Here is a 22,465-nt window from a genome sequence, read left to right on the forward strand (position 1 = left end):
TAAATCCTAACATCATTTAAAAACCAAACACTTTCTCTGCATTTTTCCAGCAAACCTTCTCATACACTTCTTTTGAAAGTTTTCCTTCTTTCAATTTTTCATCCAACCAAGCGCCAAGTGGAAATACCATCTCACAGTTAACCATATCGGTTCCAAATATCAACCTATCTTGATATTTATCAAGAAATTCTAACCCGAATGTTTCATCACGCATCAAGGCATTTCCGCCACTGTTAGCCGATAGGTCTCCATAGAGGTTAGGATAATGTTCAAACAGATATGGCAAGCGACCACCAGGTACAACCGGACCCTCACCCCAGGAATTACGTGCCATATTGTCTGTTTTTGCATCTGCCGAAATCTCATACCAGAATGGCTGGCTATGTCCCACAAAAATCAATTTCGGATGGCGTTTCAAAGCATCTTCAAGTAGAGGCAGTCCCGGATGATCTGCAATTCCATAATTAAAACCAGCCTCTGGGCTCATATGAAATAAAATCGGCATATGTAACTTCTCTGCTGCATTAAGAACTGATTCAATAAACGGCGAGTTAAACCATTCATTTACAGCAAATTCGCCGACACCTACGGCGCCCTGCTCTTTGTATTTGCTTAATCTCTCCTCTATAGTATCTATGTCTGTTTCATCTAGACTGCACATCCATCGATACACTTCAGGAAATTTCTCTGCCGCCTGGCGAACCTCATAATTGCTATGAATGCTAGCATTATCCTCTCCACTTGATAAAATAATTCCTTTGCTAATTCCTAGCTCTTTTAGATGCGGAAGCATGTCAGCACTACTGCTCATTTTCATGATAGTCGGTTGCGGTGTAGTCCCAAAGGCGTATACTTTCTGGTCATCTTTTTTCTGCTCTCTCTTATGTTCTCTACTATCAAGTCCTAGATGCAGATGTATATCTGTCTTTCCCATTAATAGTTACTCCTTCCTTTATTCTGCTATCGCGGCTCGCATTACATTAACTTCGTTGATTTCTCCCTTTTTTAATTCTGCTGTAATACGTCCGTTACTAATTACCAAACAACGATCACTCATAGATACCAGTTCTGGCATATCTGAGCTTACCATAACAATTGACACTCCTGCCTTAGTCAAATCACTCATCAAACTGTAAAAATCTGCTTTTGTACCTACATCGATACCTTTAGTCGGTTCATCCATAAATAGAATCTGCGGATTATTCAAAAGCCATTTTGCCAAAATTGCCTTCTGCTGGTTACCGCCAGAGAGCTGAATCAGTTTCGTTTCCATGGTAGGGGCCTTTATTCTCAGTTTTTCAGAAAGACTTTTTACCTCATCCCTCTCTTTCTTTTTATCAATAAACGGACCTTTAGAAATCTTGTCTAAACTGGCAATTGCTATATTCTCACGGATACTAAGCATCCATATAATTCCATTACGTTTTCTCTCTTCTGTAACAAATCCTATTCCATGGGCAATTGCATCTTTTGGACTTTTGATTTCCACCTTTTTCCCATTAATATACACTTCCTTTTTCACATGGTTGGTATACTGTCCAAATATAGCTCCCAGACTTTCACTACGCCCTGCCCCCACTAGGCCTCCAATACCTAATATCTCGCCTTTTTTTAAGCTGAAGGAAATATCCTCTACAATATATTTTCCGCGGATATTTGGATGCGGTACTGACAAATGTTCGACCCTTAACACCTCTACATTCTCATTAACATGAGATGTTTTTGGGTAAAGATTTTCCACCTTTCTTCCTACCATATCTTCAATCAATGTAGATTCCACAACATCATGAATGTCATAGTTAGAAATAGTATGTCCATCTCGAAGAACCAACACTCTGTCACATAGACGATAAATCTCTGCCATCTTATGACTGATATAAATACAACTCACTCCTGCGTCTCTTAGCTCATTTAGCAACTTCATCATAATATCGACTTCTGAGTCTGTCAACGCTGTGGTAGGCTCATCCAGAACCAATATTCTAGGTTTTTTTGCAACCGCTCTCATCAGACTTAACATTTGCATCTGACCACTGTTCAGCGGCCTCACAATATCTCTTGGAGCAACATCTAGGTTTACTCTATCTAACAACTTCTGCGTATTGGCATATAAGGTTTTGTAGTCCACCATTCCATGTTTACCAGGTAGATTTCCCACGAACAAATTCTCTGCCACGCTTGCGTCTAGCATCATATTCATTTCCTGATATACCATCTCAATACCAGCTTTCTGAGCCATTGCTACACTTTCAAACACCTGAGTTACTCCATCTATTAAGATTTCACCTTCGTATTCACGGTTGCTGTAGCTACCAGAAAGAACTTTCATTAGTGTGGATTTTCCAGCTCCGTTTTCTCCGCAGATGGCCAGAATTTCGCCTTTCCTTAGCTCCAGATTTACATCATCCAAGGCAAGGACGCCCGGAAATCGTTTTGTTACATGACGCATTTCCAATACGTTTTTACTCATGCTCTGCGCTCTCCTTTCCCGTCACCTTTTATACTTAATTTCCACTTTTGGCTCGGCGGTATTTATCAATAATAATTGAAATAATCAAAATCAATCCAAAAATTAAATTCTGCCAGAAACTAGATACATGCATTAGTACCAGACCGTTATTAATTACTGCTAGGAGAAGGCACCCCAATAATGAACCCATGATAGTTCCGCTACCTCCCATCATAGAAGTTCCACCGATAATAACCGAAGACATAATGGTCATCTCAGTACCAGTTGCTACCGCAGTCTGGGCGCTATTGAAACGGCTGGCCATACAGATACCACAGAAAGCAGCCAATACAGATACCAGAACATTCACAATCGTTCGAACTTTATTCACATTAATACCTGCAAGCTTAGCTGTTTCTTGATTACCTCCCACTGCACAAATCTGACGGCCAAACTTGGTTTTTGCTAGCATCATATGTACCAGGATACCTTCAATAATTGCAATAATAACAGTCCAGTAAACTCCAAAAAAACGTCCCTGACCAAGTACTTTAAAACTATCTGAAAATCCTGTGACTGGAAGACCGTTTGTGCTTACCAAAACGAAACCGTTGATAACGTACTGTAGGCCCAATGTCATAATAAATGGTGGAAGGGCCATTTTTACTACGATAAACGATTTTAATAGACCGCATATAGCACCTGCCAAAAGAGTAAGTACAAATGCTACAGGTATCGGCATTCCGAAGTTTACCATGGCCCATCCACATATAATTCCTCCCAGGTTGGTAACGGCGCTGACAGAAAGGTCAGAGCCGCCTGAGATAAATAGACACGTCAGAGGCGCTGCAATGATAAAGGAATAGCTAGTTGCACGCAACACGTCTACCAGGTTTCTAGCCGCAAAGAAATTCGGATTTACTGCACCAATTACGACAATCAACACAATAATCGGCAACACAGCTCCCATTTCTGGTTTGCTAAGTACAGAAAACAGCTTAGTCTTGCTTTTATTCTTTTTCCCAATTGCTGTATTTTGCATTTTATAATTCGCTCCTTTTTTAATCCCATTTATTTTGCTGTGGCAGTTACTTCATAGCCGCGGGCTGCACCATACTCTACTGCATTCTCTGCCGTTACGCAATTCATACCAGAGTCAACTTTTTTCTCTACTTCTTTGCCATCCCAAATCTCCTTCAGCATATAAACACTTTCATATCCCATCTTGTAGAAGTTCTGATCTAATGTACAATCCAATGCTCCTGTCATAACATAATTCAGAATATCTGCAGAGGCGTCAATTCCTACTGAATAAAACTCGTCCTGAAGGTTATTTTCTTCAATAAAGTTTGGGACACCCAAACTTGCCCCTGAAGAATCATTACAGATAACTGCGTTGATGGCCGGATCAGCTTTCCACAAATTGTTCATCTTATCAGCTGCTGTGGTTGGATTGTTATCATCTAGCTCAATACCGTGAATAGTGATATTATCATGTCCTTCCAAAGCCTCGCAGAATGCTTCATATGTTTCCATGGTGCTGGCATTGGTGAGGTTCATTGTCATCCAAACTACTTTACAAGGGTTTTCTCCCACCAGGTCAATCAATGTATTCGCCTGTGTAACACCCATATTTACTTGATCCGTTCCTATATTAAAGTCTTCAATTCCCCCTAAGTATGTATTAGTTGTTCCAACAATCATTCCCTGATCATGTGCCCGTTCAATTATATCTGTGAATACATCTTTATCAAACAATGGCCCTAAAATGGCATCTGCACCATTTGTCATAGCAGTCTCACATAAGTTAGCCATCTGTGAAGAATCATTGGCTGTGGTAGGCGCTACATAATATCCCTCATATCCCAGTTCTGCACATGCGTCCTCAAAGCCTTGCTGTGCTTGACTCCAAGCTGCTCCGCCAACTTTCAGACTGACAAAGTAAATGGATCTCTTATCCCCTGATGATGTTCCTGTCTGAGTTGCTCCGGAAGTCTTCCCACTACATCCGGTCAATGCCATACTTAAACATAATACTCCTGCAAGTGCTGCTTTCACGAATTTACTCATATTTTGATCCTCCTCATTACCTTTTAATTTTGTATCTTAAGTGCTTATATCTTAGCATATAAAAATTTCAAAATCCTAGGTTAAAGAAATATAAATATTGCAAAAATTGACTTCTTCATACATTTTTATTATAATATAGAATATAAAAAAGATTTTTTTATGCATTTTGTTTATTGTTTTTTTAGGATTGGAGTGAAATTTAAAAATCGCATGGTACAAATTAACAAAAACTTTCCTTTTTTTGAGAAACCAATAAAAAAAGAGCCTTTCTTTACAGGCATAAAATTATTACATTACATTGACGCTTCCTTTGGCACCCTTCTACTCCACGAACATGACCACATTGAGGTTATGCTTATTCTGGAAGGTAGCATCGAAGTGGCTGTATCTGGAACACGATATCGAGTACCCCGCAACGGTATGATAACGATTCCTCCCCACCAGATTCACAGAACCATTATTTTAAAAGAGACCAAACGATATGAACGAATGGTTCTCCATATTTTCCCTGAATATCTAGATCAGATTATTCCGAAATCTTCCGGATATTCTTTCGCAGAATTTACCAAACAAGTGCATGTGATTGAGTACGCTCCCGAAACACTATTGCTTTTTCGAACCATGTTTGAGCGTATGTTTTATTCCCTGCGCCAGGAAACGAAATACCAAGATTTGATTATCCCTTGCCAGGTGATCGAGTTTTTCACAAACCTGAAATACACCTTGGCAGCGCAAGCACGTTCTCCGGTTCCTGCCTCGAATAATCTGGTCTTCGCAGCCATCAAATACATCAATGAACATTTTACTGACCCAGAATTCACTATAAATGACTTACTTTCCGTTGTTCATGTCAGCCACGGCTATTTATCTAGACTTTTTAAGTCTTATACCGGCGATAGCATCTATCATTTTCTACTCTGCAAACGCCTGTTTTACGCCAAAGAACTACTGATTAGTGGCTTATCAGTACAGGACTCATGCATGTACAGCGGTTTTACCGATTACACCAGTTTTCTTAAGTCCTTTAAATATCAATTCAAAGAAACACCATCTCAACTACGTAAAAAATATTTATCCGATGTTAAACAAGATTGGCCCACCCAGTTATAAAGACGGCATAAAAACGGTAGAGGCAAGGAAATCCTTGCCTCCACTGTGGCTACCCACTATGTGTGACTGATATCAGAAATGTATCTCTACCCTAAAACCTCCTCTTAATGTATTACCCCGTACTTGTCAATTACGCCGCAACTTTGCCGTAATATAATGGCTAAAAGAGTGAATATAAATTTTCTTTCAAAAACTTGTTGACAAACTAAAAACTTCATGTTAAACTAAATTTCGTATTATTAATGTATTAACGGATTCACATATTTTTAGAGATTATATGTATGCGTCACTATATATATATAATTTGTAAAAATATGTGATTTTTTTATACTTTAAAATAAAAGTAAAATTTAGGAGGTACCACATGAATAAAGGTACAGTAAAATGGTTTAACGCAGAAAAAGGTTTTGGTTTTATTACTACAGATAACGGAAATGACGTATTCGTTCATTTTTCAGCTATCCAAGGAGACGGTTTCAAGTCCTTAGAAGAAGGTCAATCCGTAAGCTTTGACATTGAAAAAGGTAACAGAGGCGATCAAGCTACTAACGTAATCAGATTATAATAGAGTAATCTAAAAAATATAAAATAATAACAGAGAAGATAATAGGAGATTCAACATGAATACAGGCATAGTAAAATGGTTTAACGCAGAAAAAGGTTTTGGTTTTATTACTACAGATAACGGAAATGACGTATTCGTTCATTTTTCAGCTATCCAAGGAGATGGTTTTAAATCCTTAGAAGAAGGTCAAGCCGTAAGCTTTGATATTGAAAAAGGTAACAGAGGCGATCAAGCTACTAACGTAGTTAGATTATAATTACTTTTTAATCGAGTAGGAGGAAATTCATTAATTGAATTTCCGTCCTCTCACACCACCGTACGTACCGTTCGGTATACGGCGGTTCAATAAGATTACCTTATTTGCGAATATCTTTCACTAAGTGTTATAAAACCTTGTTCTCTAAGATATTTATTGGTAAGAGTTGAATTTAAGATTGGGCTATTGGAGATTCTCCAGTAGCCTTTCCTTGTATTCGCATGTTCCCATGCTTTCCAATTCTCTACCCCTAGTTTAACTAAGTTATCATGTTTCGTTTTAATCTTTTTCCACTGTTTCCAGTAACAAAGACGTAAACGTCTTCTTAGCCACTCATCAAGTTCTCGTAAAGTACCTTTCATATCTGCTAGTTTGAAGTAACTTATCCAGCCAACAATTAATTGTTTTAGTTTAATAGCTCTGAGTTCCATACTCATTGCATTACTTCTTCCAGTGATACTCTTAAGTTTTCCTTTTAACTTCTTAACAGAAACTTGATGTACTCTTATTCCCATTTCACCTTTCTTATTGTAAAAGGTATATCCTAGATATTTTAGTTTCCATGGTCGGTCTACCTTACTTTTCTCTTTGTTAACTTTAAGCTTCAAGTCCTTTTCTATAAACTCCGTGATACTTTTCATAACTCGCTCTGCTGATTTCTTTGATTTCACGTATACATTGCAATCATCTGCATAACGGCAGAACTTAAGTCCTCTTCGTTCTAATTCCATATCTAGTTCATGCAACATGATATTACTTAATAGTGGAGATAAGTTCCCACCTTGAGGCACTCCTTCTACAGTAGCACTTACTAATCCCTTTTCCATCACTCCTGCATTTAGATACTTCCTTATCAGTCCGATTACTCGTATATCCTTGACTTCTTTATAAATCAGCCCAATTAACCTATCGTGGTTGACAGTATCAAAGTACTTTTCTAAATCTATATCTACCGCCCATTTATAGCCTTCATCCATGTATTCTTTACATTTTAGAATTGCTTGATGCGCGTTTCGATTTGGTCTAAATCCATAACTATTCTCTGAAAATTTCTTCTCAAAGATTGGCGTTAGTACTTGTGATACTGCCTGTTGTATCACTCGGTCTACTACAGTTGGTATCCCTAATGGTCTTGTTTTCCCGTTATCCTTTGGTATCTCTACCCTTCTTACGGGATTCGGTTTATAACTTCCATCTGCTATGGATTGCTTAAGCTCTTCGCCATGACTTCTTAGATATGGTAGAAGTTCATCTACTCCCATCTTGTCGATTCCATGACTTCCTTTATTCTTCTTTACACGTTTAAAGGCTTCATTTAGATTTTCATTACTAATGATTTTCTCTAGCAATCCATAGTGATATTCTCTTCGGGCGTTCTGTCTGTTATCCGACGTCATAGAAATGCTCGGCGCCTTTGCATAGCTTTCGAGTTCCACTCTATCCTTTTGCAAATGACCTGATTCTGTATTCAGTTGTCTGCTGTCATCACATTTCTTTGTTTCTTTCAAACTTTCAAAACCTCCTATTGTTCAGTCCTTCCCAAAGGTCGTCGACTACCTCCGGTACTATGACCTCTGCTGACTTCTTAGTGTTCAGCCATACATCACTGCATGGGTTGTCATTTCAGAGTTCACTTCCATGACGTATCACTAAGACCTCCCCAGGTAAGAACGCAATCTTCCTCTCCATCTATCTGCCACATTTACATTAATTAATTTCGAGTAGTTATTGGACTTCGATTTGTATAGCAATCTTATCCTTAATTAATGCCTTGTATGTGATTTCTGTTCGTCAGACCAGAGATTTGCCCACGGACTTCCTTCAGATTCGCCCTCACGAACGACACCCTTGTCTTGGGCTATACACTTGCCACTACTAGGCTGTGTTAGGGACTTTAACCCATTAGATTGCGCCCATGCTGGGCACACTATATTGAAACCCCGGGAGAGATTCTCCCGGGGTTTTTATGCGTACTTCATCAATAATAATAGCTCAAAAATTTGTGTATAATATTCCATCAATCAACAGATTCACTTGCTAATGATAACAGAATTCGTTTATATTTAACCTCTGTCCCTTAAAGGTCACTGCCCTGTTTGTCTTCAGATTTATCATAGACTATAATACAGCCTTTTCCATTCTCCTTCACCTGATAAAGCGCATGATCCGCTTTTTCCATCAGATCCTGATATCCGGATGCGTGTTCGCCGGAGGCAATCCCAATACTGTAGGACAGCTCTATGGCCACCTGCCTGATTTGAACCGTACTTAAAGCCGTATACAGAATATACCTGCACTTATCCAGAACCGATTCCAACTGCTGATTCACAAACAGAATCATAAACTCGTCTCCGCCATAGCGACATATGTAATCCTCTTTTCCAAGGACGGATGATAGTCTCTGCCCTGTTATTCGAATCACTTCGTCACCAACATAATGTCCATAGGTATCGTTAATATTCTTGAAATTATCGATATCGATAATTGCCATATAGATAGCCTGATCCGAATGAGCTTCGGTAAAATAATGATAATAATCCTCAAACATGGCGCGGGTCGGAAAATGTGTCAGCCCATCACTTAGGCTTAAAAGGTCTTCGCTCACCTGCATATAGTTCAGGATTTTCCCATCGGTACTTCTAATTGGAATCATACGATTTTTATCGTGTCCAATGAAAGTCCCATTCTCTTGAAACCTTGTCTCATAGTTTACTTCCACTCCAAGCGAGGCCTGCCTAAGAACCTCCTCCATCTGCATTCCCAGAATGTTGCCACCATTCAGCTGATGAAGAGAGCTGGCTTCTGGATTGTAGTATAGGCAATCCTTTGCACATTTGTTTCTATATATGATGTTGGCATTCTGGTCACATATTACAATCTTATTGGGCATGCTGTTAAGATAAAACTCCAGTCTCTCTCTCTCATACTCGATACTCTTCATATCCGTTATGTTCATGATTGTCACATACCAGCAGTTATATTCCTGTTCATATTTGGCTGTATCGTGTACCCAGAAGATTTCTCCTTGCTTGTTGCGCATCCGAAACTCAAAGTCAAGGTCTTCACCTCTCGCAATTTTTTCGTCAATCGACTTTAAAATATGAGAGACATCGTCCATAACAAGATCAGCAAATCTATTGCTAAACAAGATTGCAAACTCATCCTTCTCGTATCCAATCATCTGATAAAAGTAATCATTTGCGTAGAGTATCGTGGAATGCTCATCATTTTTGCAGTAGAGAACACCCGCATTTATGTGATTTAAGATGTTTACTACTCTGTTATCCAAAGATAATTTTGACATTTTCTTCCTCCTAACAATTAGCTATCTGGGCAGGTATTTCCCAGATGACATATTCATCTATAAAAAACAATGCAGACGCTCCGGCACAATGTCGGAGAGCCTTTTTCTTCTCTGACTTACGCCAATAAAATCCAAAACTAATTTAGTTATATGTATTATAAAAAATATCTTTTATTTTTTCTATATTTTTCTTCTATTTTCCCATTTTTCTTCCAATATTCTCTAATATATACAAAAATTCTGCTTTCAAAAAGTATTCTTCTTATATTATTTACAAATTTAAAAAATTCTAAGTCTGGAGCTCCCATGTTGGTCCTGGAAGTTTACCACAAAAAAACTGCACTATTTGAACATTATTGAAAAGCAATAGGATATGGATAACTCCAATCTTATAATTACTTTCTCAAACGTCAAATAATGCAGTTCGAACCAAAAACAAGAGAGTAGTTTGAGTTGGCTTTGACTATATCATACATCTAAAGAAATCTAATTTTCTCTAAATCCATTGGTTCTCCATAAAAAAACCCTTGAACAAACAAATAATCATTTTCTATTTCTTTAATTTTGGCCACTTGACTGATTTCTTCAACTCCCTCTAATACCACCGATTGATTTCTAAGACCTGCGAGCTTAGATATAAATAAAATTACCTCTTCTTTAAATTCATCTTTAACAATTCCATCAACGAAAAATTTATCTACTTTTATAATATCTGCATTAAAATTATGCAGAGTATCCAAGTTTGAATATTCTACTCCAAAATCATCGATAGCAAGTTTATATCCTGCTGCCTTTAATCTTTTTATATTTTGATTAACTTTATCATAATTATTCATTTTAAACCGTTCAATTATTTCCAAACAAATCTTTTTCTCTCCTAATCTTGAGTTAGCCAAAAGGCTAATAGCTCTATCAACAAAGTAGTCATTTTCAATTTCATTCAATGATAGATTTAGAGATATATAAAATTCCATTTTCTGCATACATTCGTAGTTATATATTTTGCTGTAATCTTCAGTTACTTTTTCTATAATCCAAAGAGAAACTTCATTTAGCATATTATTATTTTCAATTTCAGGGATGAATTTAAGAGGAGATATAAGCTCTTTATTCTTATCTTGTAACCTTAATAATCCTTCAAATCCAACAATTCTATTATTTCTTGGATTATAAATAGGTTGGTATTGTAATAAATAATTATTATGACGCATATTTAATCTGATTTTCTTTCTAATTAACATCTTTTTCAATCCTGGAACTAAAGCAAAAATAAAGATCAAAATACATACTAATAATAATAGGCCGATCGTAACCATATCTTTTAAAGCATATATATTTGTATGAATTATATTAATCACATTTTCTACAGGAAAAATAATCATTAAAAATATGATTTCTATTAAATATCTTAATTTCATAAAAGGTAGTGTCAATAATTTTGTGTAAATAGTTTATGCGTACCTTTCGGTAAACATATCCTGAAGTTTATCTGATGAACAAGCAAAGCCTCTAAGCTTTCTTGTAGACCATGATTCATTATAAGAAATCACTTTATAATAAACGAGTTTACTACATGCGTCTTCTGTGGGTAGTGCATCCTTAGTTTTTACAAGACGACGTACTTCTTTATTAAAGCGCTCGATCCAATTCGTTGTATAGATGGATTTTCGCATAGAAACAGGGTATTTATAGTATGTGAATAAGTCCTCGTCATTTAACCAGGATTCCACTACACGTTTATAAGATTTACTCCATTTAACAGCAAATTCGTCTAAAGCTGCTCTACACTGCTCTAGGTTTGGAGATTCGTATACAACTTTTAAATCAGCTGTAAAATCGTTGATATCTTTCTTACGAACACTACGAATTGCATTACGAACTTTATGGACAATACATCGTTGAATATCCGCTTTTGGATATACTCTATGAACAGCATCGTCAAGTCCAGAGAGACCGTCCATGACGAAGAGGAGAACTTCATCTACGCCTCGTTCTTTTATCTGGCGAAGATTATCCTCCCAAACATAAGCGCTTTCATTTACACCGATAAAGAAGTCTAATACTTCACGGTATCCATCTTCATCGACACCTAAAATGAAGTAAACGGCGTCACTTGATACTGTATCTCTTCTTAATTTAAGATGTAAAGCATCAATATAAATGACACTGTACCTCTTCTTTAGAGGACGCTTATGCCACTGTTCAATTTCTTCAAGAGCAACATCAGTGATATTACTTACTGTAGCCGCACTATAAGAATTTCCATAAAGTTTTTCAATGATGTTAGCAATTTCACGTGTAGATACTCCACTTGCATACATGCGGATGATCATGGTTTCTAGCCAATCATCTCTTCTTGCATATGGTGGAATGAGTTGTTGTTCAAACTCATTATTACGGTCACGAGGAATTTTAAGATTCTCAATCAGACCGTATTTGGTTTCATAATTACGGGTATAGTATCCGTTGCGTGAATTGCCAGTACCATGTCCTTCGTAGCTATATTTACTGTACTGGAGAATGTTAGTGAGTTCTTCCTTCATCAAGGTTTCCATGGTTTGTTTTAATAGACCAAGAATATACTCTTCAAAAAAAGAGTTTAAGTCTAGATTTTCTTTTTGATTTTTGTTATTATTAGTCATAGGGAAGTCCTTCTTTCTTGGTTATGTTTTTCTTCGTCGTTAAACATTTTACCATGTCAGATGGAACTTCTCTATTTTTATTTACACAAAATATTTTACACTATCTCATAAAAACCTCTTAAATATATACATATATAATTTATTTATTTAACCTTAATTGAAGTAAATTTTGATGATATTTTAAAATTTCGTTGAAATATCGAAAATTAGGCTGATTTGAAGAATTAAAATTTTCATTTTTAGTATAGTGAATTTCAATATTATTATTTTGTTTTATAATTCTAACTTCTGTTGTATCTTCTAAATCCAACTCTAACTTCATAAAACCCTCCTTTTTTTCATTATATATATATATCAAATACATATGATTCTATTGCATTTTATATTTGCATGAATCAAATATCATCTGATACCAAACAACAATACATTATTTTTTATCAATATATAACTAGGTTGTCTTTATTTTTTTATATTATATAATATAGGGTAATTAAAGCTGTGTGGCATATGCCACACAGCTAAAAGAATATTATGGTTTATAATAAATGAACTAGATATAAATCTAAAGATTCCATCTAGTATTGTAAAATTATCAACGTAAAACTTAGCATACGCATAAATTAAACTTAGCATATGGTTTATTATAAAAGTTTAACATATATACAAATATAAACTCGTTCAAGAGTAAATAAATATTAATGAAAAGTAGAATTACTAACTTTGTTGAATCTCTTGAAAGATGTATTTACTTCATTCATCAATTATTAACCCAAAATAATTGATACTGCCCAATATTATAAGAAAGAAGTTGAAAGAAATATAATGAGATTTTTACATACAGTGCAAACTGAAAATTCAGAAAAAAATATATTAAGAGAGATTCAAAAATGTGATTTACTTATATATAAAAATTATACGGCCGGTGATGTTATTATGGATTATACTGTAAATAATACGGATATCGGTATCCTACTTTCAGGCAAAGCTGAGCTTATTTGCAGTGAATATGACGGGAAGAGCTATTTACTGGAACAATACGGAAATAATGATATCTTTGGCTCCATTATTTCCTTGACTTTAGAAAGTAAGTTATATCTAATAATTGCAAAAATGGATTGTACTGTGCTATTTTTAAACTATAATCAATTTATAAAACATTTGTTCTAGTCAAGCAAAATTGTAACACTAGTGTATAAAATTTAAGCAGCTCTAGCCTGAGCTGGTGTTTTCCCTTTATTATACTTGTGTGGTCTTACATGATTATACCAAATATAAGCAAATTCATTTACTGCAGCATCTAAGTCCTCTTTCGTTTTATATGAAAAATGATTCATACGTTCTGATTTTAACGTATTATAATAACGCTCCATAGGAGCATTATCATAAGGACATCCTGCTCGGCTCATACTTTGTTGTATATGAGCCTTTTCACAGAATACATTGAATTCTTGTGAAGTGAATTGGGTTCCTTGGTCGCTATGAAGGATTAATCCTCTCTTTGGCTTATGACGCTGAATAGCAATTTTAAGTGTTGCAATCGCTAATTCAGATGTTATATGATCCCCATTTAAACTAGCAATCACTGAACGATCAAATAAGTCAAGAATCGTACAATTATAACGAACTGTACCATTTTCTAAAAAAAGATAGGTGAAATCTGTACACCAAACCTTATTTTTGGCTCCAACGACAAAGTTTTGATTTAAGAGATTAGGATAAACTTTATGAGCTTTTCCTTTCTTATAATCAGGCTTTTTACGTCTTGTAATAGAACGTAGACCGAGCTCTTTCATATATTTATGGATGGTTGAATCACTATACTTATATTTACGTTGTTCTAACAAATCACGCATCATTCTGTAGCCTGGAGCACCGTTTGCTTCATGGTAAATTTCAACGATTTTACGTTGCGTTTCAGCTTTTTGAGCATGATAAGTAGACTTACGATTCTTTAAGTAATTATAGTAAGCATTTGGTGATAGGTTGAATTTCCGTAAAAGCCAACGTAGGCCAAACGTGTTGCAATTTTTCTGGATAAACTGGTAAACAACTAATCGATTTCCTTCGCAAAGAATGCTGCCGCCTTTTTTAAGAACTCATTCTCCTTTTTCAATTCTTCAAGTTGACGTCGAAGACGTTTGTTCTCCTCGTAGGAATCGGTCTCTTGTTTGATGATAGGATTTGTTTTGCATTCTTTACGTCGTTGTTGTAGCCAGTATGTGATCGTACCACTTCCTAAGTTGTACTCTTCAGTTAAACTCTTTTTTGTACGTCCTTCTTCCAGATAAAGACGCAATATTTTTTCTTTTAGTTCAGGTTCATATTTATTATAAGTAGCCATGCTGTAATCTCTCCTTAGTTTTGTATTATTATATCAAAATTTTATACTAAGGTGTTACAACTTAATTATACCAGGACAATTGTGATATAAAATGTAATAGTCATTGTGAAATATTAAAGAATTTATTCATATTAATGTCCATTAGATCAAAATCTCTTTCTTTGCGTATAAATTTTTTATGTAAAAGTACAATTCGAGAGAAAATTCTTACCTATTTAGACTATAATCAACTCATTTTTGAATCAGATAGTTTTACAATACCAATTACATTATTAAAATTGGCTCAATATTTATGTGTAGATAGACGTTCTTTAATGAGGGAAATCCGTAAATTAAATGATGAAAAAATTATTAGTAGCTCCGGTCGTAAATTTAAGTTACTGTATCATCAAAATAGAGAGTAAATAAATTTGTGTGAAGATATCAGAGGTATATTTTACTCTACAATAGACATACATAAAAGTGCCTTAGCATAAAAATATAACGTGTTTTATAAAGATATATATAGAAGAGTACTAAAAATACACTCAATAATTGATCTGAAAAATCTGTTACTTTATTGTTCAATTATTTTAAATAATGCTAATTTTCTCATAGACCTCCCCCCAGTTTCTAAGTAGTAATTTCCATTTATTATCAATTTTTAATATAGCTAAGTACAAGTCTTTTAGTAATGCTGTATCACTTGGAAATTTTCTTTGTCGGTTCAGCTTACGACATGGTTCTGACTTAAATGAGGTAGTAGCCACCATGACTACTACCTCATACATTAACCTTTAAAACAGCCCTGTACTATAGTACAAGACTGTTATCTAAAACTCAATTTTTTAATTTCGTATACTGAAATTTGCAAGTACTTTATAAAAATAATACTATGCCCTTACAATCACTCTTTAATTTGTCTTCCTTCATGATCTATATGATAATTATCCGTATAGATTAATTGAGAAATAGGAACAATTTCATACCCTTTCTTCTGTAACCCAGTAATCATTTTCTCAAGAGCATCTGCGGTAAACTTAGCTCCATTATGGCATAAAATAATCGATCCATTTCCCAGGTGCTTGTTATTTACCACCATATTAATAATAGAATCCACTCCATAATCTTTCCAGTCTAAACTATCAACATCCCATTGAATCGTATAATAACCTGTTTCCTTTGCAGCCGCAATTAAAGTATTATTATAATCTCCATACGGTGGTCTAAATAATGTCATATCCTTCCCCGTCAACTCTTTTACTTTATCATGAGGCTTTTTAAGTTCCGCAATGCATTCTTCTTTTGAAAGCTTCGACATTTGCTTATGATTTTCACTATGATTACCAAGGTCATGACCTGCTGCCGCAATAGCCTTTACATCGTCAGGGTATTTTTCAATCCATCCGCCAGTCATAAAAAATGTAACCTTAACGTTGTGCTTAGCTAAAATTTCTAAAATCGTTGCGGTATCTTCATTCCCCCACGCAGCATCAAATGAAAGTGCAACTTGCTTCTTATCCGTTCCTACACAGTAAATTGGCAACTCTCTTTTACTATTTGATATCGTCTGTACCGCCTTAGGTACGAAATGAACTCCTGCTGCAATTAAGAGAATTGCTGATAATACAATAATACCAGATTTTATGAACCTCATTAGTTTTTCCTTATCAATTTCAAAGGTCATGGCATCCCTCAACATAATATGTATTACTATATTTATATTGAGAATACAATGAGTTATGATAAGATTATTAAAACTTTTCCAATCTGTTGAAATTTATCCATCACTATGATCCGTTTATTCTTAACCATTCATTTTCAATTAAAATTCCATAATTTGTTTCGTTTAATCAATCAATTATTCCCATGATGCAACATAATATTTCGTTTTCCCCTGACCTTCACTTGATATAAAGCTTCATCTGCATTTTGCATCATTTTTGTATATGAAAGTCTTTCCCCATTGGACGATGCAAATCCAATACTATAAGTAAGATAGAATTGATTGTAATTTAAATGCACTGGAATTCGGGTTAAGTCCATTAGTCTAGAGAATCTGCTTATAAGTTCCTCTTCATTATCTCCTAATATTAGAAGAAGAAATTCATCCCCACCGTAACGGCAGATATAATCTTCCTTTCCAAGAAACTGAGTTAACCGATATGCTGTCAGTTTAATTGCTTGATCACCAGTCAGATGCCCATATGTATCATTAATCATCTTAAAATTATCAATATCTACAATCCCTAGAAATGCACAAAAATCTTTTTTACGTTCTAGAAGATGATTATAGTAATCTTGAAATATTGCTCTTGTAGGAAAGTTTGTAAGATTATCTGAATTTGTAAGTAGATTTTCACTCACCTGCATATAGTTTAAAATATTATTATTTTTATCTCGAATTGGCACAATATAATTTTTATCATGCCCAATAAACTCATTTCCTTCTCTAAATCTAGTTTCATACTGAATCCTACCACCTTGTTTCAGATCCTCAAGCAAATAAGTAGTATCCATTCCAATAATATAAGGTTTTATCAAGTCCGGTAGAGTCTCTGAATTTTTATTATAATACACACATTCCTCAGCCTCTCGATTCTTATAAACAATGTTGGTATCCGGATCAGTGATTACAATTTTATTCGGTAGGTATTCCAAATAAGTATTTAATTTTTCTCTTTCATTTTCAATACTCTTCATTGCAGTTACATCCATAATCGTTATATAAAAGCAATTATATTCTTCATCATAACATGCTGTATCATGAATATATATTATTGTTCCGTCTTTTCTGCGCATACGATATTCAAAATCCAGATTTTCACCTTTTTCAATCGCTGCGGCAACATCAACTAAAATTTCAGAAACATCATCAATTACCATGTCCGCAAAACGATTTCCAAAGAGAGTCTCTACTTCTTCTTTGCTATACCCAACAATTGTATAAAAATAATCATTCGCATACAGGATCGTAGAATGGTCATCATTTTTACAATAAAGAACTCCTGCATGAATTTTATTTAAAATATTTTTAACTCTTTCATCAATATGCAAATCTAACATAAATTAATACCTCTAAAACTAATACATATTCCTGAAGAACTCTCTATTTCAATGCTATCAAAATACGTTTTTATATTGCAATCAATTACCTCTTTTGTTAACCCACCCCGATAATAGCACGAAAATATTCTTAACCCACCTTAATTATATTCTTCAACCATTAATTTATTAAATTTATCTTCAGGTAATGGTTTATTAAAGTAATAACCTTGAATAATATAACAATTCTTTTCTCTAAGAAACTTCACCTGTTCTTCTTTTTCAACCCCTTCAGCAATTACCTCGAGGTTAAGCTTTCTAATTAATGATATAATCATTTCGAGTACTATATCGTTTTTCTTTTGTCCTATTAAATCAATAAAAACTTTATCAATTTTTATTCCCACAAAATCAAATTTACTAATGGTATGAAGTCCAGATGCACCCATACCAAAATCGTCCATATGTACTTTGAACCCCATATTTACAATAGACGCTATCATTTCTTGTAATTTCTCCGCATTATGAGAAAGAGCTGTTTCTGTTATCTCAAAAACAATATCGCGTGGTTCAATTTGATAATCGTGGATAATTTGACTAAGAGTACTTTCAAATAAAGGATTTTCTACTTGATATCTTGATAAGTTAATGGATATTGGTACTACCCTAATACCTTTATTTTTTAGTTCACTAATGTTCTTACAAGTAAGTCGAACGACTTCCATGTCCAAATCTATAATTTGTCCATTTTCTTCATAGGTTGGAATAAATTTGGCCGGAGAGACTATTACTCCATCTGGCTTTTGCCAGCGCACTAATGCCTCAGCTCCAATTACACTATTATCTCTTGAATCATATTTAGGCTGATACCATATCTTAAATTCATTATTTTTTATCGCATTTTTAAATTCGGCCTCTATTTCCTTTTTCTCCTCTAAAGTATAACGCATTTCAATTTTAGAGAAATTATAAAATTCCGTATATTTACCTTTTATTTCACTTATTGCAATCAATGCATCATTATATGCTAATTCAATTGTGTCATAGTTGCTACACATTGAAATGCCTATTGATAAATGAAAATATGGTAATATCTTTGCACTAATTACATCATCAAGGGCTTTTTGATACATTTTTAGTTTAGAAATAATCATTTCTTTAGAATCATATTGAATGAGGGCAACAAATATATCATTTTTATCTCTATAAATTGAATCATTTTTTAATACCTCATTAAATATTTTTGATATTTCTAATAGCACTTTATTACCAATATGTATTCCATACTTTGTATTTATCATTTTGAAATTATCAATATCTATGACTAACAATGCTTTATCCTTAAGCTGTTGCATTTTATCATATGTGTAAAAATTTTCAAGCCAATTATAATTTTTTTTCTTTGTTACATCATCTACAAAAATCATATTGTTTAAGCGTTTCATATAATAGATGTAAGTAACACCTAAAAGTAACATTAAAAAAAAGACAGTCATCGTTATGGATGAAACAAATTTTACCGTAATATTACTCATTTCATCTGCATTGCTGGAAATATATTTATAAGGAACATATGTAACTAGATACCAATCATCAAAATTTAGCGGCTCATAATAAGCAATAAATTTTTCACCCTCATAATAGTAGCAGACATATCCTTTTAAAAGATTATTCATATCATCTAACATAGTCGAAAGTTCTTCTTCTACTCGATCTTTATCATGAAAGATATTATAATCAATTGTTGGATCTATTACAGAGTCCGCCACAATATCTCCATTTTTATCCAATACAATACTGCTCCCGTTACCTTCAAATGACGATATACTAAGAAGATTAATATAGTCAAGGGAACGATAGGTAGCTGTAAGCACATATTTTATAGAACCATCTTGGTAAACAGGAACAGACAGTATATTTAAATTCATAGTTCCATCTTCACTTAAATAACTTTCTGTAAACGACTCTTCTCCTTTAAACCCCTTTTGGATATATTCGTAATTATTTAGTTGAAACTTTTCATCTAATGTAGTTAAACAAATTCCACTTTGATTGGTTAGGCCTAAATTGTAAAATTTTAAAACTTTATTTATATGTTTTAAATGATCTACCAATTCTTTTTGAGAACATGTTTTAAGCTCACTTAGATGCATAGAAATGGATCTTAGAGTCTCTATTTTTTCAGTAAATCGGCTATTAATTAATTCTACATTTTGAGCTGAAACACTTAATATAGTGGCTTCCGCTTCTTTTTTACTACGCTTTTGTATATTGTCCCTAAAATCAATTAACACCAGCTTACTTATAAGTAGGGAAATCAAAGAAATTAGTGCTACCAGTATCCAAACTCGATTCTTAAACTTCTTTGAATCTTTTTTAATCATATTCACTGCATTCCTCCTTATAAAGGTTCACCTTGACTAATTCGAATGAAATATTTCAACACTAAGTTTCCATATAACTTCTCCGTAGTTTTAGCTTTAACCTCATATAAGATATTATTGGCGCTAGGCATAGTTCTCAAATGATACTTTTTTCTCCCCTGTATCATTTTTCTCATATCATTAAAGACAAAAAGCGAAACAATCACTTAAGAATACACCGAAAATGCCCTCTGTCAAAACTTAATTTTACTTTTAATTACACATTTCCATTTTTCCACTTTTAGAAAATATTCTTGCACAACTGCAAAAACAATCCCATGTATTGTTACCTCTATATTTAGATGATTTTTTGATGATATTTGGAATTTTATAAGAATTTGTTTGAGGAAAATTGATATTTTAAAATCAAACCTCTAAGCTTTCTTGTAGACCATGATTCATTGTATGAACCTACTTTGTAATAAACGATTTTACTACAAGTAACCTTTATTTCTAGAGAATCCTTTGACGATCAATCCAATTTATAACAATGGATTTCCAATAGATATTGATATTAATAGTACTTATATAAATCCTCATCATTTAACCAGGATTCAATAATATTTTAATGATACTGCAATTCATAGGTTGCTATAGTATTGCGCAAATTAATTCCATGACCTTCATAAATATAATTACTGTACTAAAGGACATTAGTAAGTTCTTCTTTATTCAAGGTTTCCATAGTTTATTTTATATGTTCAAGAATATATTCTTCACAAATAAGAATATTTCTAGTCAAGGTATATAAAACAATTCTTTTTAGCTTGTTTTATATACTTTACTATTTTTCCATTTTAATAATCGCTTTTAGCTTGTCACCTCCATTAAACTGAATAGGAAATATTTTTAAACATATACAAAATATCACATTTTGTAAATTTGTGCAATATAATTCCCCATGTTTTTCCACAATAATAATAAAATTTTAAAAATAAATCTATAAATTGTAATTTTAAATTCCACCCCTAACTATTTATACGTATGTAAATTAGTGGCTTAAATTAAATAAGTATAGTCCATTTAAAAGGTCATGGCATCTCTCATTATAATTTGTGTCAACAATGTTATATTGAGAGATGCCATGACAATTTTCATCCTATAAATTAAATTTATGAAGGTGGTTTATTAATTATTTTTGCCACAGCAATGCTTATATTTCAATCCACTATTACAAGGGCATGGTGAATTAGGATAAATTTTATTTTTCTTTGCTTGTGTAAAATCAATAACATTAGAGTTAACATTAGATTCCACATTATTTGCAAGAGGGAAGCGTTTTTCCTTTTGCTCTATTATCTCAGCAAATTCGGTAGGTGTATAACCTCTATTTAAAAGCATTCTTGTATTATTCCATAACTCTTTAATTAATGGAGTAAACTGCTGCATTTGGTTATCGTTCGTAAAATAAATATCATTTTCAGATAATAAATCAAAAATATCTTGCATACGACAATCATTTCTAATCTCTTCTTGAATATCAAAAGTTATCATACATGCTTCTTCTTCGCTTAACCCAACTATTTCATTAAGAAAATTTATCACGTTAAAAACATAAATATCCATTGGTGAGTATCCAGCTCTTGAATACATTTTCACTTCTTCTTTATTTGGTAAATAATAAGGCTTGTCTCCTTGTAATTTCTGAAGTTCTATATAATCATCGTCATCTACAATGTCACTTGATATTAATAAATTATCTTTTAAGACAAAATGTACTCGGTTGGATGGAAACTGTGTGGTGGCATCTAATAAATCTTCTATCGTAATCTGACTCTTTTCATTCTGATTATAAGCTTTTACAATTATATCTAACGGTACAACTCCGTAAAGTATTCTAGATGTTTCGCAGTACTCCCAAATGCCTCCAATATAATTTCTCTTTTTATGAAACTCCTTATTATTAAAAGTTTCATATGCGTTCTCCACGTCCTTTGGTACTACAAATTCAAATTCGCTACCTAGATATCCACCTTCTAATAAGTGAAATGCTAGATCATAATCAACATCCTCACCTTTGCCGTTAATTATTGATTGAAATGCATTAATTTCATCGTCATCCATAAGGGCAAAATAACGTTCCATTATTTCCTTTTGTAAAACATATTCAGAAAGTACGTCGATTAACTCTTGTTTCTTGTATGTTGTTACACGAGGTAATTTGTGTATTTTAGCAATGGTGACAAGTCCTTGTTTTGTATAGTCAAAATAAATATCTCTCAATTTTATATTGTCTGATTGATATGATTTCATAAATATTCTCCTTACTTTCCTAATAACA

Annotated in this window: 18 protein-coding genes; 4 read left to right on the forward strand and 14 right to left on the reverse strand. The window is 33.7% G+C overall.

Annotation, left to right across the window (positions count from 1 at the left end):
* Window positions 1–16 precede the first annotated feature (16 nt).
* The 4 genes from BN4220_RS07375 to BN4220_RS07390 are packed head-to-tail and all read right to left on the reverse strand — an operon-like array spanning window position 17 to window position 4,519.
* Window positions 17–934 carry an amidohydrolase family protein gene (locus BN4220_RS07375; RefSeq protein WP_082812198.1) on the reverse strand — a complete coding sequence of 306 codons (918 nt, stop codon included), beginning with the start codon at window positions 932–934 and terminating at the stop codon, window positions 17–19.
* Window positions 935–952: 18 nt separating this feature from the next.
* Window positions 953–2,470, reverse strand: a complete 1,518-nt coding sequence (locus BN4220_RS07380; protein ID WP_066715224.1) for a sugar ABC transporter ATP-binding protein — start codon at window positions 2,468–2,470, stop codon at window positions 953–955.
* Between the two features lie 34 nt (window positions 2,471–2,504).
* Window positions 2,505–3,491: an ABC transporter permease subunit gene (locus BN4220_RS07385; RefSeq protein WP_066715226.1), complete on the reverse strand. Its 987-nt coding sequence runs from the start codon at window positions 3,489–3,491 to the stop codon at window positions 2,505–2,507.
* 29 nt (window positions 3,492–3,520) lie between these two features.
* Window positions 3,521–4,519 (reverse strand): sugar ABC transporter substrate-binding protein, encoded by a 999-nt coding sequence (locus tag BN4220_RS07390; RefSeq protein WP_066715228.1) that lies wholly within the window; start codon window positions 4,517–4,519, stop codon window positions 3,521–3,523.
* 159 nt (window positions 4,520–4,678) lie between these two features.
* Between BN4220_RS07390 and BN4220_RS07395 the strand changes: the two genes are divergently transcribed.
* From BN4220_RS07395 to BN4220_RS07405, 3 genes are all read left to right on the forward strand, one after another.
* Window positions 4,679–5,629, forward strand: a complete 951-nt coding sequence (locus tag BN4220_RS07395) for an AraC family transcriptional regulator (RefSeq protein WP_066715233.1) — start codon at window positions 4,679–4,681, stop codon at window positions 5,627–5,629.
* Window positions 5,630–5,993: 364 nt separating this feature from the next.
* A complete protein-coding gene (locus tag BN4220_RS07400; RefSeq protein ID WP_066715235.1) occupies window positions 5,994–6,194 on the forward strand; it encodes a cold-shock protein in 201 nt (66 codons plus the stop codon).
* A gap of 55 nt (window positions 6,195–6,249) precedes the next feature.
* Complete coding sequence (locus BN4220_RS07405) at window positions 6,250–6,450, forward strand: cold-shock protein (RefSeq protein WP_066715237.1); 201 nt, start codon at window positions 6,250–6,252, stop codon at window positions 6,448–6,450.
* A gap of 95 nt (window positions 6,451–6,545) precedes the next feature.
* Here BN4220_RS07405 and ltrA read toward each other — a convergent pair whose 3' ends face one another.
* The 5 genes from ltrA to BN4220_RS07430 form a co-directional block, all read right to left on the reverse strand.
* Window positions 6,546–7,958 (reverse strand): group II intron reverse transcriptase/maturase, encoded by a 1,413-nt coding sequence (gene ltrA, locus BN4220_RS07410; RefSeq protein WP_066713335.1) that lies wholly within the window; start codon window positions 7,956–7,958, stop codon window positions 6,546–6,548.
* Window positions 7,959–8,527: 569 nt separating this feature from the next.
* Window positions 8,528–9,754 carry a sensor domain-containing diguanylate cyclase gene (locus BN4220_RS07415; RefSeq protein WP_066715239.1) on the reverse strand — a complete coding sequence of 409 codons (1,227 nt, stop codon included), beginning with the start codon at window positions 9,752–9,754 and terminating at the stop codon, window positions 8,528–8,530.
* A gap of 476 nt (window positions 9,755–10,230) precedes the next feature.
* A complete protein-coding gene (locus BN4220_RS07420) occupies window positions 10,231–11,172 on the reverse strand; it encodes an EAL domain-containing protein (protein ID WP_148401703.1) in 942 nt (313 codons plus the stop codon).
* A gap of 33 nt (window positions 11,173–11,205) precedes the next feature.
* Window positions 11,206–12,396 (reverse strand): IS256 family transposase, encoded by a 1,191-nt coding sequence (locus BN4220_RS07425; RefSeq protein ID WP_066713149.1) that lies wholly within the window; start codon window positions 12,394–12,396, stop codon window positions 11,206–11,208.
* A 139-nt stretch (window positions 12,397–12,535) separates the two neighbouring features.
* Entirely contained in the window at window positions 12,536–12,718 is a 183-nt protein-coding gene (locus BN4220_RS07430) for a hypothetical protein (RefSeq protein ID WP_066715241.1), read from the reverse strand.
* A gap of 500 nt (window positions 12,719–13,218) precedes the next feature.
* On the opposite strand from BN4220_RS07430, the gene BN4220_RS07435 reads away from it, so the two are divergent.
* Complete coding sequence (locus BN4220_RS07435) at window positions 13,219–13,563, forward strand: cyclic nucleotide-binding domain-containing protein (RefSeq protein ID WP_066715242.1); 345 nt, start codon at window positions 13,219–13,221, stop codon at window positions 13,561–13,563.
* A gap of 32 nt (window positions 13,564–13,595) precedes the next feature.
* Here BN4220_RS07435 and BN4220_RS19765 read toward each other — a convergent pair.
* From BN4220_RS19765 to BN4220_RS07470, 5 genes are all read right to left on the reverse strand, one after another.
* A protein-coding gene (locus BN4220_RS19765) for an IS3 family transposase (protein WP_148401704.1) occupies window positions 13,596–14,737 on the reverse strand; the annotation gives its coding sequence in 2 pieces (ribosomal slippage) (window positions 13,596–14,473 and window positions 14,473–14,737; 1,143 coding nt in all).
* Window positions 14,738–15,623: 886 nt separating this feature from the next.
* A complete protein-coding gene (locus BN4220_RS07455; RefSeq protein WP_066715248.1) occupies window positions 15,624–16,403 on the reverse strand; it encodes a polysaccharide deacetylase family protein in 780 nt (259 codons plus the stop codon).
* Window positions 16,404–16,573: 170 nt separating this feature from the next.
* Window positions 16,574–17,782, reverse strand: a complete 1,209-nt coding sequence (locus BN4220_RS07460) for a sensor domain-containing diguanylate cyclase (protein ID WP_066715250.1) — start codon at window positions 17,780–17,782, stop codon at window positions 16,574–16,576.
* Between the two features lie 140 nt (window positions 17,783–17,922).
* Window positions 17,923–20,145 (reverse strand): GGDEF domain-containing protein, encoded by a 2,223-nt coding sequence (locus BN4220_RS07465; RefSeq protein ID WP_066715252.1) that lies wholly within the window; start codon window positions 20,143–20,145, stop codon window positions 17,923–17,925.
* Between the two features lie 1,167 nt (window positions 20,146–21,312).
* Window positions 21,313–22,437, reverse strand: coding sequence for an SEC-C metal-binding domain-containing protein (locus BN4220_RS07470; RefSeq protein WP_066715253.1), 1,125 nt, complete (start codon window positions 22,435–22,437; stop codon window positions 21,313–21,315).
* Window positions 22,438–22,465 lie beyond the last annotated feature (28 nt).

It is taken from the genome of Clostridium sp. Marseille-P299, from assembly GCF_900078195.1.
GTDB lineage: Bacteria > Bacillota > Clostridia > Lachnospirales > Lachnospiraceae > Lachnoclostridium.